Annotated in this window: 12 protein-coding genes; 9 read left to right on the top strand and 3 right to left on the bottom strand. The window is 44.1% G+C overall.

What is annotated here, in order from left to right; all coding sequences use genetic code 11:
* Positions 1–104 precede the first annotated feature (104 nt).
* From WD077_12290 to WD077_12260, 7 genes are all read left to right on the top strand, one after another.
* A complete protein-coding gene (locus WD077_12290) occupies positions 105–914 on the top strand; it encodes a polysaccharide biosynthesis/export family protein (GenBank protein ID MEX0968012.1) in 810 nt (269 codons plus the stop codon).
* Between the two features lie 5 nt (positions 915–919).
* Entirely contained in the window at positions 920–3,328 is a 2,409-nt protein-coding gene (locus WD077_12285; protein ID MEX0968011.1) for a polysaccharide biosynthesis tyrosine autokinase, read from the top strand.
* Positions 3,329–3,405: 77 nt separating this feature from the next.
* On the top strand, positions 3,406–4,764 hold the full coding sequence (locus tag WD077_12280; GenBank protein ID MEX0968010.1) for an oligosaccharide flippase family protein: 1,359 nt from the start codon (positions 3,406–3,408) through the stop codon (positions 4,762–4,764).
* A 6-nt stretch (positions 4,765–4,770) separates the two neighbouring features.
* A complete protein-coding gene (locus tag WD077_12275; GenBank protein ID MEX0968009.1) occupies positions 4,771–5,955 on the top strand; it encodes a glycosyltransferase in 1,185 nt (394 codons plus the stop codon).
* A gap of 25 nt (positions 5,956–5,980) precedes the next feature.
* Positions 5,981–6,766 (top strand): sulfotransferase domain-containing protein, encoded by a 786-nt coding sequence (locus WD077_12270; GenBank protein ID MEX0968008.1) that lies wholly within the window; start codon positions 5,981–5,983, stop codon positions 6,764–6,766.
* On the top strand, positions 6,763–7,767 hold the full coding sequence (locus tag WD077_12265) for a hypothetical protein (protein MEX0968007.1): 1,005 nt from the start codon (positions 6,763–6,765) through the stop codon (positions 7,765–7,767). Before WD077_12270 ends, WD077_12265 begins: the two co-directional genes overlap by 4 nt.
* Complete coding sequence (locus WD077_12260) at positions 7,764–8,744, top strand: hypothetical protein (protein MEX0968006.1); 981 nt, start codon at positions 7,764–7,766, stop codon at positions 8,742–8,744. The genes WD077_12265 and WD077_12260 overlap by 4 nt, the downstream gene beginning before the upstream one ends.
* Positions 8,745–8,831: 87 nt before the next feature.
* Here WD077_12260 and WD077_12255 read toward each other — a convergent pair whose 3' ends face one another.
* Positions 8,832–9,584 carry a hypothetical protein gene (locus tag WD077_12255; GenBank protein MEX0968005.1) on the bottom strand — a complete coding sequence of 251 codons (753 nt, stop codon included), beginning with the start codon at positions 9,582–9,584 and terminating at the stop codon, positions 8,832–8,834.
* 143 nt (positions 9,585–9,727) lie between these two features.
* Between WD077_12255 and WD077_12250 the strand changes: the two genes are divergently transcribed.
* Entirely contained in the window at positions 9,728–10,000 is a 273-nt protein-coding gene (locus WD077_12250; protein ID MEX0968004.1) for a hypothetical protein, read from the top strand.
* 613 nt (positions 10,001–10,613) lie between these two features.
* A complete protein-coding gene (locus WD077_12245) occupies positions 10,614–11,228 on the top strand; it encodes a porin family protein (GenBank protein MEX0968003.1) in 615 nt (204 codons plus the stop codon).
* 235 nt (positions 11,229–11,463) lie between these two features.
* Here WD077_12245 and WD077_12240 read toward each other — a convergent pair whose 3' ends face one another.
* The gene (locus WD077_12240; protein ID MEX0968002.1) at positions 11,464–12,963 is read right to left on the bottom strand and encodes a response regulator; all 1,500 of its coding nucleotides are present in this window, start codon (positions 12,961–12,963) and stop codon (positions 11,464–11,466) included.
* Positions 12,964–13,521, bottom strand: coding sequence for a chemotaxis protein CheB (locus tag WD077_12235; GenBank protein MEX0968001.1), 558 nt, complete (start codon positions 13,519–13,521; stop codon positions 12,964–12,966).
* Between the last annotated feature and the right edge of the window lie 16 nt (positions 13,522–13,537).

The raw sequence follows: 13,537 nt of genomic DNA, 5'->3' as shown, positions 1-13,537 counted from the left end.
TGCAGGTTCAAAAAAAAACGGGAAAGATTTTTTTTCACAGCATCCGGATGGTCTGATTATCGGGAAAGGACTCTAGATCATCCGACAGTATTTTTGGGAAAATTATGGAAATTAAGCACTTCAGGATCATCCTGCTCCTTCTAATAGCAGGTTCATTTCTTATGTCTGGTTGCGTCTCCAACAGGAAGATTGTTTATCTCCAGGCAAAAGGCGATGAAAAAGGGAAGACCACTTATGTAAATCCCCATCAGCAGAACTCATACATTATCCGGGCAAATGATATGTTGTTCGTTCAGCTATCCTCTCTTTACGAGGAGACGAATGATATATTAAAGAGAGTCTATCAAAACCGGACGGGTACGGGAGTTGCCTTTAGCGATGCACAGTTTTACATGAATGGCTATACGGTGGACCGGGAAGGTTATATAGAGCTGCCGCTTTTTGGGAAATATTTTGTGGATGGCAAAAGTGTGGAGGAACTGGAAAAAGAACTTCAGGATTCGATTTCGCAGCAATATAAAGGAGCTTTTGTAACCGTAAGAATACCCGGAACCAGGGTAACCATTTTGGGAGAGGTAAGGCTGCCGGGGCAATATACTTTTTTTAAGGAGCAGGTTTCAATCTTCGATGCAATTGCTGAAACGGGGGATTTGCTGGAGACAGCCAGGAGAAAAAAGGTAAAGCTTTTGCGAACAACGGGAGATACCATTACTGTTCATACTTTGGACCTTACCAAGCGGGAATTCCTTTCCTCGGAGTTTTTTTACATCAGAGCAGACGATATAATTTATGTGGAGCCTATGACCATTACGCGAATAATCGGTTCAAGAACATCAGGGTTTACGATCGCCCTCACCGTCCTCTCCTTTACTACTCCCATTTTGCTCTTTTATAACATTCTTAATAATAATTGATTCTGATGCAAAACAGGAATTTTCAGGAGACTAAGAATACAGATACGCAGGATATCAAGTATTTCATTACCAGGATTATAAAGCGGTGGAAGATAATTATCCCATGCATAATCGCAGCCCTGGTGCTGGTGTATTTTATAAACAAGGACATCACTCCGGTATACCAACTGTCCACCACCATTCTGGTGAATAACGTAAGTACTCCGGAAGACATTCTGGAGATGGAGCTTCCCGGCAATAAAATGTCATCTATTGATAACGAAATGGAGATCGTCAAGTCCAGGCTATTGATAGAGCAAACGGTCAGAAGCCTGGGATTGGAGATTACCTATTTTGCTGATCATGGATCAAAGAAGCTGGAATTGTATAGCAGTCTGCCCTTTATAGTTGACTATGATACGAGCCACGTTCAACTGCTGGGTTCGCCAATCCAAATACATTTCCAAAGCGAGGACCAATTCCGGCTGGAGATAAAATCCGAAGATATCAAGACGATAGACTACAGGACTGATGAAACCGAGAAGATACTCCGCGAGTATAAATTCTCTAACACCTTCCGTCTTGGCGACTGGATTGAAACGGACTATTTTCGCTTCAGGCTGTTGTTGCCGGCTGAAGAAAGCGGGAAAAGGTTAAAAGGAGAAAATTATTACTTTACTTTTAACAATATTAATCAGCTTGTTTCCAGTTACCGTTCTGCACTGAAAATAGAAACAAACGCTTCAATCATGGAGCTTTACCTGCCGGGTACCAACAAATCCAAAGTTGCAGACTTCCTTAATTCATTGGCACAGAAATATATCGAATTTGATTTGCATGAAAAAAATGCAATTGGCAGGAATGCGTTGGATTTTATTGATAGCGAGTTGGTAGGTATGAAAGATAGTTTAGAGGAAGCGGAAACGAATTTCGCGGAATTCCGGTCTACAAAGCGGGTGATAGATCTGGGAGTTGAATCCAGCAACCTGATTCAGCAGTTATTGAATATGGAGAATGAAAGGGCCACGGCTGAACTCACCAATCGGTATCTCTTATACCTTCAGAACTATCTGCGTACCCATGATAATTATGCTGATATTGTTTCTCCTTCCATGGTGGGAGTCAATGAAACGCAGATAATGGATATTCTTCAGAAACTGCGTGACCAGAGCAGCGAGGCATCATCCTACAGCTCTATTATCGGAAAGAAAACCGATGAGGTGCTGCAAAAGAAAAAGGATGAAATGCAGTATACCAAGCGGGTGCTGGAGGAGAATGTAAAAAATGCCTTGAGTTCCAATGAGATCACAATTTCGCAGCTATCAAGGCGTATTGGGCAGTTGGAAGGTCAACTGCGCAACGTGCCTAAGAATGAGCAGGAATATATTGACCTGAAAAGGAAATTTGAGTTAAATGATAAATTGGTGAGCTTTCTTAGCGAGAAACGCGCTGAAACCGGAATAACGATAGCTTCCAATTCTTCTAACCACCGGATACTGGACAAAGCCAAGGATTTTGGGCAGCCTCCTCTTGCTACAAACAAATCCCTGAACTATGTAATAGGCCTCATCGCAGGATTGCTCATTCCGGTGATTGGCGTGGTGCTGTTTGATGTAATGGATAATAAAGTGAGAACCCTGGATCAGGTAACTGAAGGTACCACCATTCCTATTTTGGGTACAGTGCCTTCGAGCCATGGAGAGCCTTCGCTGCTTGTAAAGCCCAGACCCCAGTCAGTGATGGCGGAGGCATTCCGGTTTGTAAAGACCAATCTCCAGTACTTTATCAGGAATATTGAAAGTCCTGTGATCATGGTAACATCTGCAAGCTTCAGCGAAGGCAAAACCTTCTGCTCCGGCAGCCTGGCAAATATTCTTGCCCTGGGGAATCAAAAGGTGGCGCTCATTGAAACAGACCTGAGAAAACCCCGCATGGTGATGGACTTGAAGATAACCGCTGAAAAGGGCTTAAGCGATTATTTGAGCTACCGTGCTGATCTTGATGATATTTTAACCACTACCCATGATCCTAACCTGGATCTGGTTGTGGCGGGTCCTGTTCCTCCCAACCCGGCTGAACTGCTCGGCAGCAAGAGATTTGATGAATTGGTGAGCAAACTGAAAGAACGATATGATTATATCGTTCTGGATTCGTCTCCCCTTGGACTTGTGGCAGATTCACCGATGGTGGCCAAGAATGCTGATATTATGATCTATATGATCCGGCAGAACGTAACTAAAGTACAGTCTATGGCAGTGATCAATGAATATTTCGCAAGAGGAGAACTGAAGAATATTGGCATTCTTGTAAATGATTTGACCTCTGGCTCAAACCTGAACTATGGCTACGGTTACGGATATGGAAATTCCTCAGAGAAGAAGGAACGGAGGAAGGGTTTAAAACTATTCTCGCGCAAGGCAAAAGCTAAAGCCTGATGGTCACCTCCGGCAACTTTTCTAAAAGGCCTCTGAAAAAACAGTGTTCCACTCGCTAATTTAGTCTGTCCCATCACGTGAAGTTTGTAGCCAAGAAGTTCTCTCCTGCCAGGCTATTTGATAAGCAATCAAAAATACTCATCAAGAACAGTTCATGGGTTTTGATGGCTAACCTCTTCAGGACGGGGCTGGTATTTCTTCGGTCTATTGTGGTGGCAAGAGGATTGGGAGCAGAGCTATATGGTACGTATGCTATTGTAGTAGCATTTGTAGAGACGGTTCAGCAGTTCTTCAACTTTAACGTGCCGACCAGCCTGATAAAGTTCGGAGCAGCATTCCGTACCCGGAACCGCACCGATCAACTGGTGGCGCTTCTCAAAGCCGGTGCGTTTGTTTCCCTCATTTCTGCGGTTGCCAGCGTTTTTATCATCGCGATCCTGATCACCTTTTCTTATGATACCTTTATTGAGCAGGATGGCCTTTATTGGTTTATCGTCTTTTATGCAATGGTAGCCTGTGTTTTCCTTTTTGATAATCTTAGCACAGCCCTTCTCAGGATTTTCGATAAATTTAAATTTAACTCCCTCGTTCAAATTGTGATGGCGGTGGTGGAATTCAGCATTATTGCGTTCACCATCTACCTGTACCCCCGAAATCTCACCTATTTTTTTGTAGCTGTAATCGCGGCTAAGCTGCTCAACAGTCTTATCATCAATGGGATGGCTATGTGGGAGTTGCGTGCAGAACTGTTGCCCTATGCAAAAAGCAAAATGGCCCTAATCAGTGCCGAACGAAAGGAAATGACACAGTTTACCTTTGGGAATTCTGTAGGGCAATCCGTCATCACCATCATGAACAAAGGCGATGTGCTTCTGCTGGCGGCTTTGGCCGGACCCGCTGCAGTTGGTCTCTATGCCGTAGCGAAGAAGCTGGCATTTTCCATCCTCATCATTACCGATCCGCTTAAATACACCATCTTCCCACAACTCAGCTCCTTAATCTCGAAAGGGAAATACAGAGACATAAAGAAGATGCTTTTCCGTATCACGGGCGTATCCTTGCTGCCCTCGCTTGTATTTTTGGTGGGCATGTTCTATTTAAATGAATGGATCATCACGCTGTTTTATGGAGATGAATATGCCGGAGCTTCAGCCTCTTTCTTTTATCTTTTTATGGCAGCTACGATGGCTTCCGTTTTCTTCTGGAATCTCTCAATGATCCAGAGCCTCGGCATTATTAAGTTCAGGTTTTATGTCTATGCGGTGGCCATTGCTGCCGGAGGCGGACTGGCATGGTATCTCATCCCGGCAATGGGTGCCGAAGGTGCTGCCATTGGGCATCTTGTTCTTAAAATGATAATTATTATTGCATTCACCGGCCTTACCTATAAACGATTAAACAGCCTGCAATCTGAAATTGGTAATGAACTGAAATAACTAAGAATGAAATTACTTTACTACACGCAATACGACATTTTACGCCCCCGCACCAATCAGATCGGGGATATGCGAATTTGTGAAGGATTTGCAGAAAATGGCGTAGACGTAGAACTGATCGTCCCCTATGTTTACCGGAAAGACAATGTGAAAAAGGAAGAGGTATTTGATATGTATGGCGTAAAAACCAAATTCAAGATCACTTATCTCAATACCAATTTTAAGGATATTGTGGCAGGAGCAAAGCATTTTGCAATTATCAATATGCTGAACTCCCGGCATTTTATGAAAGCACTGGCAGCCGGCCGCAACAGTGATGAATGCGTGATGGTAATGTCCAGGAATTCTTCGTTGCTCATTCCGCACTTGCTCATCCGGAAACTGTATCCTAAGCGGGCCCGGAAGTTTACCATAATTCATTGGGCACATGAAATAAAGATGATAGGCCGGTTTACCTGGGTATACCGGAATGCAGATGCAATAATCGGCACCAACTCTACCATCACCGAGCACCTGGAGAAATACCTTGATCTTGACCCTGCCCGGATGGAAGTTTCCCTGAATCCAATTACTGAGCACCAGTTGAAAACAAGAGTATCCAAAGCAGTGGCGCGCAAACATATTGGATACACCGGTAAAAAACCGCTGGTGGTGTATACCGGCAAGCTCTTTAAAACACAGCGGGAAGCACATTTTATCCTTGATGCCGCTGCAAGGCTTCCGCAATACCAGTTCCTACTGACGGGGGGCAAGCCGGATGTGGTAGCGTATTACGAAAAGTGGTGCAGGGAAAGAAAGGTGGAGAACGTTACTTTAACGGGCTACATCGTAGACTATACTGAAGTCATTTATTACCAGACCGCTGCCGATGCATTGATTTCATATTACACTAAAGACGACCATTTTGTGGAATATAATTTTCCCAATAAAGTATGCGAATACATGCTCGCAGGCAATCCTATTATCACTCCCGAATATCCTGCAACCAGGGACGTTCTGAACGAGCAGAATGCGATATTCGTAAATCCTGAAGACCTGGAATCATTGATCTCCGGAATTCAAAAGGCGATTGAGAATAAGGAAGAAGGAGAGAGAATTGGAAAAAAAGGATTGGAAGATGTGAAAGAGATCACCTTTAAAAAGCGGGCATTGGTGATGAAGAACTTTATGCAGCGCATTGGCAACTGTTAATAATGAAAATATAACCGGAAAGGAAATGAGATATTACTGTTGTGGCATGATCAGGTCGGGCTCTACCTGGCAATATAATATCGTGGGAGAGTTGCTGGAATCCAGAAATCGGGGAATGCGTTCAGGATTTACCGGTGTCGGAAAGCTGGCGGAGCTAATTGATTCAGGGGACGAGGTGATCGTAAAAATGCACGAAGCGCTGCCGGCTGCAACTGAAGACGTAATGGCTGGCACCGGCAAAGCCATTTACAGCCATCGCGATTTACGGGATGTGGCAGCCTCCCTCATGGTGAGAAATCAGAAAAGGCTGGACTGGGTAATTGAGAATGGCCATCTGGAGAAGGCCTGGAACAACTACCGGAAATGGACCTCCATCCCCGGCATTCTGATCCAGGATTATGAATTGATCATTATGCATCCGCATCGCGCTATCACGGAAATTTCGCAATTTCTGCACCTGGATGTAATGGAAGAGGAAGTGAAGCGCCTAGCCCTCAAATACAGTTTGAAGAATCAGAAAGAGGAGTTGGAAAAGCTCAAAGGAAATGTGGTCACTTTTAATTTGCTCCGCTCCATTCGCACCAAAGTGGGCAGCCTGCTGCATTCCACTATTGGCAAAGAAACCACGAAGAAGATCACTCCATTCTTTGGCCGGGTAGGAACAGAAAAGATACATGAAAAAACTTTGCTCCATAGCGATCATATTCATAAGGGCGAGATAGGATCCTGGGAGGAAGTGCTCACCCCGCGTGAGAAGGAAGTGATAGCAGGATATCTGACAGACCTGAGAGCCGTGAATTCCCCGGAATGATGGAGGCGGCTACAAGAAAAAAGCTTCAGAAGTATATTAATCTGCAGCCTTCTTCCCCAATAGAAATGGCTGCTGCAGTGGTCAATCCGCACTTGTACTTCAGGATTGCCGCGAGAGCAATATCCTCATTGTTCAGAACAAATCATCCTCCCGCTCTGCAAGGCCATTCAATCCCAAAATCAATTGATATTTATAAAGGGGAAAATCCTTTTGTTCTTGAAATGATGGATTTCCTGCTGATGCATTTACAGGGTGAGCTGGCCGGAGCGTATGTTCACGGAAGCCTGGGCACTAGCGAGGAAATAGCCTACAGTGATTTTGATGCGTTGGTGATACTTAAAGATTCCGTGGTGTCCGATCCTGCGAAACTGGCAAAAGTTGCGTCCCGGCTGCATCGCGCCCGGTACATCATGCAGCGGTTCGATCCGCTTCAGCACCACGGATGGTTTGTGCTCACAGAGAGCGACTTGCAGCATTATCCGCAAACTTATTTTCCGCATCAGTTATTTGATAATGCCAAATCATTGCTTACAGACCAGGGTTTGCACTTGAAATTATATTTAAATAAAGAAGCAGATTATATTACGCCCTTAAAAAACCTGGCAGGCAGCATCATAAACAAGCTGGAAAAGCGGGATTATCCGCAGACGATGTATCAATTAAAAGGGTTGACCAGTGAATTTATGCTTTTGCCCGCTTTATATGTCCAGGCCGAAACCGGTAATGGAATTTATAAACGAGAGAGTTTTAGCGAGGCAAAAAAGGATTTTACAAAGGATGAATGGTTCATAATGGATGAGGTGAGCCGCATTCGAAAAGACTGGCACTACGAAATGAGCAAAAAGGAGCGGAAGGAAATGATGAGCCTCAATCCGCTGATGGTGCGAAGAAAGAAGCAATCCGGCCCCGGAATTCCGCCTGACCTGTCAGCCCGCTTATCGTCTGAATTTTATGACAATCTAAAATCGTTTTGTTATCTAATGCTGAAGAAGATGCCATGAGATATAAAATCATAAATCAACCCAGGGAATGCTCACTGCAGGATTATCATGAAGTAATAGATGAGATTGGGGCATTGCTGCAAAAGCAGGAAGGAATACTGTCGGTTTACCAGATTGGAGGAATGACAACACCGGGCATCTCAGACCTTGATATAATTGCCGTGTTTAAAGATGATGTGCGATCCGGCCTCAATCCCGTGAAAAAGCTCGGAGAAAAGGGGCAGTACCTCTTTACGCACGCCTGCTTCGGTATTTCAGAATCGCATCTCCGCGAATCGCAACAGTACACATTTTATCATAATTATAAGTTGCTGTGGGGAAAGGAAAGCTTTAAACCGGCCAGGATGAAACCTGCTGAGGAAACAGAACTAAAGGAGCAAATCGCCCTGGAATTTCTGCTGGCCAACCTGATTTCCCGTACCACGGAGCACCACTATGGCATTCTGAATCTCCGATCTCTTTTTCTCAGCGTAAAAGCCATTCTGTTCGACCTGGAATTTTTGGGGACTTCCTCCGGTCCTTTGCATGAAATGGTGAATCAACTCATAAGCTACCGGAATCGGTGGTTTAGCGGGAAAGTCACCAACGAAATGGTAGGGGAGTGGTTTCAGGATTTTCATCAGGAGCTTGAGCATTACTGTGTACGGGCTTTCGAGAAATTCCAGATGTACCTGCCGGTGCGCGAAATGCAATATTCAAAGCATGCCCGTTTGTATAAACGTGCAGAACTGAAGATAGAAAGGCGGGGCGTGATGATCCCTCCATTCATTACTGCGCTGGGCGGAAGGAAGCTTTACCGGCTCAATAACCGGCTGAACAATTTCCGCTTCGGAGTTCCCTATGCTACCTCCACATCTTCTGATCTGCTCAAAAGGCGGTTTGTATTTTTTGATAAAATGTATAATTACAACCAAAAACACCTGCCCCACTACCTGGCCCTTGCCGGCATATTTGGCGGAAGAATAAAGGCTGAATAAAAACCTGAATTTTCAGGAGTGTTAAATGTCACAAATAAAAATGAGGGTTTCCAAAGCCACAAGGAATATGTTCAGAAGGAACAACAATTACGGGGTTTCATAACTTTCATTATGATCTACCTTATAGTACGGAATAACCATAGTATCTTTTACTAAAGCCAAACCGTACATTTCTTCAAGATCGCTTTGGATACTTGAAATGGAATTGACCCTTATTTTAAATGAATATACTTCATTATCAATTACATCTGACAAAATAAGTTGGGATACTATTGAATTTAATTCATTAGTCAAGGTGGATAATGTACTGCCGGGCATCGTTAAATTATTGCCTTTTTGGATATATCCTTGAATTGTTTGGTCAGGGGCAAGAGCGTTATTTAACTTAGCAGTATCGGCTATAATCAGCTTAAATACTTCTGTAGTTCTATAACTGGTATCTATATCAAGGTCATAAGTTTCTATGATTTGTTGTAATAGCCATTTCTTGTCCCACGGGACAGAAGAATCTTTGCTATAATAATGAATTTCAAGAAATTTAATGGGCACGGCATTATTTATTACGATAAAATTCTTCTTTGTTTCTAATAAAATTGATAATACGGATTGGAGGCTATGCGCCCATACATCGAAGGTATTCCCGGTAATTTTTCTTCTGCTATAATTCGCACACTGAACATTGCCGTCAGCATCAATCTTTGTGGGATTTTCATAAATCTCAAGATTCCAGATTTCAGTTGTTTTGTTTAAGACCATTACGCCCGTATTGGTCTGCTTAACATCATTACACGAATTTATAACAAAGAGCAAAACTAAAACTGAAAGTCCACAGAGCTTCATACAGTTATAATACGGGGTGAGATCTATTTGGCTATCATAAAAATATTGAATTATTACATAATTGCCGGCCGAATATGTTTACAAAGATAAAGGGGTTACCACCTATTCGTCAAGTAGTTTCATGATTTTGATTGATTAATAAGATGTGCACAAATAAGAGGAAAGAAGGATGGTTTTGTTACAACATTGACAAAAAGCTTCCTGACTTCGTGAGCCACTTCAGCAGCCTTGGCAAAGACCTGTTTCAGCCCCTTCCCAACCTGCATCCAAAACGCCCCTCTGATCCCGGGCAACAAGCTGTCAACCTAAATTCCCGGAAGAGCCCGGTTCAACTGACTTCAGCAACTCTTCCTGATTTTCAGTGCGGTTCAGTTCCCGGATCCGGCCCCGGCCAAACACATAGCGCAGCCTTATAAACAGGAGGGCAAAAATGACAATGAGGAGGGGTCTGTCATTCCTGCGAAGGCAGGAATCTCCTGCACTGGGAGTAAGCTTTCACTGATAGCTGGGGCCTGGTACATTGTAAATATTGGCTACTCCTCCAATCTGTTCATCTCACGGATACTGTTTCGCACGATAACGTAGCATAGTCTGATGAAGAGGACTATGAAGATGGCGAGAAGAGCACTTGCTATGTCCATTGTGCACCGATTTAATGAGATAGCGAAAGTAGCTGGCCGCGGAGCTTAAAATACGGGAGCTGTTGCCGCAACCTTACATCTGAATTATCTGGCCGCTATTCAGTGCCAAAGGAATTAATCGGCTGACAGACTTTTGTAGCGGTATTTACCTGAAGAGGTTAGCATTAAATACGTAGGCAGAATGTCGAAGAAAAAACCGCAAGAAATTTTGACACCTTGCCTGTGTCAAAATGCAGATTATCAAAAGAATAATCCTTCGTTACATCAGAAAATTTAAATTTTATTAAACAAAGCATCCGAAAATATACTTATATATGCACGTACGTAATAACACACAAATACAGGTACGTAGTTTTAGTAGGCGTTCAAATTTTTAAAACACAAAGTCATGAAATACTTCATCCACACACTCGCCCTGTTCCTTATTGTATCGGTCCCTGCTTTTTCCCAGGTAAATCTTGGTGCTAAAGGCGGATTAAATTTATCGAACCTCTCCCTGAATGATTTTTCGCAAAACATGAGGCCCGGATTCCATGCAGGATTGTACTTCAATATTCCCGTATACGGTAGCGGGTCAATCCAGCCGGAAGTGATGTATTCAATGAAAGGAGCGAGATTTACCTCAGAGGGCAAGAATATTAACGCCCGGCTCGATTATCTCGATATTCCGCTATTGGTAATATTCGATGTGAGTCCCCGGCTCGATTTCCATTTTGGGCCGCAGTTCTCTTACCTGGCGCATGTTAATTACCGGTGCGAGGACAGAGAAACTTCTGAGACCTGGGAGTTGAATGACCAAAGCAATTTCAGCAGTGTGGATATCGGTCTTGCATTAGGATTTGAATATAATTTCAATACTTTCAATTTAGGCCTTCGCTACAGCAGTGGGTTTAATTCTATTGAAAATGATGATATGGCGGTTATAAATGGAAATGAAATGATTCGCACCGGTGCGAATAACTCGGTCCTGCAGCTTTACCTGGCAGTGCCTATTAATGAATAGATTACAGCACAAAAAAAGGGGAAATTGACGTTAAGAGCCGTCTTGCAGCATTGTGTTGCAAGGCGGTTTTTTTATGGCCACATGTTTTTTAGCGATGCCCGCCCTGCCCCGTAACGTAGGAAATAAATCATACGCTTACGGAGCAGGGCATTCAGGAGGATCGTAAGGTGGAAATCCGGATAGCAGTGGGATTAGATTTTCACGGAACAGTGCAGCTTGTCAGCCGGAATTATTCTTATTGGTCTTCTACCCGCTCTTTCGGAAAGCTGAGGGTAAATGTGGTGAACTCGCCTACTTTGCTGTCAACCCGTATATCTGCGCCATATAGTTCCAAAACTTTTTTTACGACCGGAAGGCCAACGCCCGTTGAGATATCCTCGTTATCATTACTCAATGTTTGAAATAATGCAAAGATCTTGGTGAAATATTTCTGCTCAATCCCTGTCCCGTTGTCAGTAATGCTAATTGCAGGCTGGTTTTCTGTTATTCTGTACGCGATGCGGATGATGCCTTTCCTTTTATCCATGAACTTCACTGAATTCGCGATGAGATGGTGGAAAATGAGCCTTACGTGCTTTTGCAGCATATTGATACTAGGCAGCTTGTTTTCCAGTTTTACCTCAATATGCCCGGGAATTTTCATTGCTTTTATTTCCTCCTGAATAATGTCATTCAGATCCTGCAATTCAGCATCTTCAAGATTGGCCTTGTCCAGTGTGGAATAAAGCAGGATATCATCAAGGAGTTTATATAAATACGTGGTGCGGCTGATGATGAGATCCAGTTTGGCCTGTCCCTCTTCATCAAATTTATCCCGGTAATCATGGGCAAGCCAGTGCGTGAGCGAATTGATGCCGCGCAGGGGTGTTTTCAGGTCGTGAGCAATGGTATGGGCGTACCGGTCAAGTTGGGCATTGGCTCGCTGCAGGTGCTCCACCAGTTCTTCGCGGTGTTTCTGAACTTCTCTCTGCTCTGCAACGTCCCGGCCATTGCTGTACCACTGCCCGTCCTTGTAGCGCGAATTCCAGTTGATGCATTTATGGGAGCCGTCCTTTCCCACCATTTCGGCATCGTAGTTCAATGTTATTTTGTTGTCGGCACTTGCGGGATTCAACAGGTCCCGGATTTCGGGGGCTTTTTCCTGCACGAGGTAAATGAGGAAATTGGTGCCTTTCACTTCTTCCGTACTATACCCTAAATAGTTTTTCCAGCAAGGGTTCACTTCCTCAATGGTGAGGTCATCACTGTTCAGAATGCACATTATATCTGCAGAATTTTGAACCAGCATAGAAAGCTTTTCCATCCTCCTATTCTGCTCTTCCAGTACCTTTTGCTGCCGGAAGATCTTGATGAAAGCAGAAACTTTAGCGGCTGTGATCTCCGGGTCTATAGGTTTGAAGAGATAATCTACCGCGCCTGATTCATAGCCGCGCTTCACATACTTCTCTTCTTTATTAATGGCAGTGACGAAGATGATGGGAATATTGCGCGTACGGTTATTACCCTTGAGCAGTTCAGCCACCTCAAAGCCGCTCATTTCGGGCATCTGCACGTCCAGCAGGATGAGGGCAACATCTTCCTGCAGCGCCATCTTCAGCGCCAGCCGGCCCGATCCCGCTTTGAGAATAGTTCTGTTATCGGCTGCAAGCAATTCTTCAAGTGCATATAAATTCTTAGGCTTATCATCTACCAAAAGTATTTTTACACTTTCCTCTTCGTGTCTATCCTTCACCATTCACTTAATCAATAAAAGGTAATCCAAAATTTGGCTGACGGTATAAATACGATCAGGATCTGCGGCTGCAATTCCGGCCAGGGGCATTTCGGGAGCATCAGCTTCAGCGGGGTCTTGTACAATGATGGTTCCGCTAAGGTCTTGTACCATTTTCAGTCCGGCACTGCCATCATGATTTGCCCCTGAAAGCAGAATGGCCACCAGATCCTGCCCCAGGGCTTCCGCTGCCGACTCGAATAAAGCGTCAATACTGGGGCGGCTGTAGTTCAGCTTTTCAGAAATATCCAAAGCCATGTGGCGGTCTTTCCCAATGAGCAAATGATAATTGGCCGGAGCAAAATAAGCGGTGCCAGGCAATGGCTTTTCTTTGTCTTCAGCTTCTTTTACTGAAATCCTGGTCTCGTGATGTAGCAGTTCAGTGAGCTCATTGCGACCCGACTTGGTGCGATGCTGCACCGCCACCACCGGCCAGGGATAGTCTGCAGGCAATCCCCCCAGAATTTTCCTGAAAATATCGAATCCGCCTAATGAGGCTCCTATGACTATTATTTTCTCCACTCTTCCGTGTTACAAT

This window comes from Bacteroidia bacterium, assembly GCA_040880525.1.
In the GTDB taxonomy this organism is placed as follows: domain Bacteria; phylum Bacteroidota; class Bacteroidia; order CAILMK01; family JBBDIG01; genus JBBDIG01.
This window is presented reverse-complemented; position numbering and strand designations above follow the sequence as displayed.